Here is a 701-nt window from a genome sequence, read left to right on the forward strand (position 1 = left end):
AGGGCGTTTACCACGGTGTGATTCATGACTGGGGTGAAGTCGTAACAAGGTAACCCTAGGGGAACCTGGGGTTGGATCACCTCCTTACCTTAATGATGACGAAGTTGTTGAGTGTTCACACAGATTGACTTGATTCAAAGTAGTTAGAGCAAAGACCTGATGCGCCAGTGATGTCGCGTCAGTGCTTGTTTGGCTAACGCCAAACGAGAGAAGCCCTTTTGTTGGGTGTTGGGACGTGAATAGCGGCGAAAGCGGCTACCCAAACATCTGCGCGCGAGCGCAAAGACAAATCCGGGTCCCCTTCGTCTAGAGGCCTAGGACACCGCCCTTTCACGGCGGTAACAGGGGTTCGAATCCCCTAGGGGACGCCACTTCTCTTCTTGCTAACAAGAATGCAGACATAAGCATGTAATGTTTATGTCTGTTTTCTTCAGCCTTGTGCTGTTGCAAACATGCTCTTTAACAATCTGGAAAGCTGATTTAAAAAGTAGTTCTCAAACATTTGTTACAAGTGCTTTGGAAACTTCTTGGCGAAAACCAAAATTTATTTTTGGTCCTTGTTGTACGACAACAAGCCGTGCCGTTTCGACGACACTTCTTGGGGTTGTATGGTTAAGTGACTAAGCGTACATGGTGGATGCCTTGGCAGTCAGAGGCGATGAAGGACGTACTAACCTGCGATAAGCTGTGAGAAGTCGGTA

Annotated in this window: 1 tRNA gene and 2 rRNA genes; all 3 read left to right on the forward strand. The window is 47.8% G+C overall.

The annotated features are described in order from the left end of the window. Nucleotides 1-87: ribosomal RNA gene (locus AACW18_RS08400) — 16S ribosomal RNA — on the forward strand; the annotation flags it as partial. 208 nt (nucleotides 88-295) lie between these two features. After that, a tRNA-Glu gene (locus AACW18_RS08405) sits at nucleotides 296-371 on the forward strand. A 239-nt stretch (nucleotides 372-610) separates the two neighbouring features. Further along, nucleotides 611-701: ribosomal RNA gene (locus AACW18_RS08410) — 23S ribosomal RNA — on the forward strand; the annotation flags it as partial.

Source organism: Aeromonas sp. sia0103 (assembly GCF_963895295.1).
GTDB classification, from domain to species: domain Bacteria; phylum Pseudomonadota; class Gammaproteobacteria; order Enterobacterales; family Aeromonadaceae; genus Aeromonas; species Aeromonas encheleia.